Below are 255 nucleotides of genomic sequence, written 5' to 3'. Positions count from 1 at the left end.
ATCGACGATCAGCGGAGTCGAAGCATCTGTCTCGTGGTTTGGTGCCTGAGCCCCGGAGAGTTCCCACACCCGGGCACGCGCCGCCGCCCGAGCAGTGTTGAGAGCAGCCAGTACTCGATCGGCGTCGACGGCGAGGGTGCGGATGAGGCGGGTGATCGTCGGGTTCGATGCCACTGGGCCGTAGAGGTCGGGTTCGTCGCGGAGGACGGAGCTATCGGAGAGGGCGTCGCCGCCGAGTGCGAGGGTGATGGCGAT

1 pseudogene is annotated in these 255 nt (G+C 67.1%); it reads right to left on the bottom strand.

The window, feature by feature from the left end:
* Positions 1-255 (bottom strand): annotated as a pseudogene (locus tag ACPUD7_RS17915) (IS1380 family transposase); the annotation flags it as partial.

Source organism: Brevibacterium sp. FAM 24630, assembly GCF_049804075.1.
Classification (GTDB): domain Bacteria; phylum Actinomycetota; class Actinomycetes; order Actinomycetales; family Brevibacteriaceae; genus Brevibacterium.
This window is presented reverse-complemented; position numbering and strand designations above follow the sequence as displayed.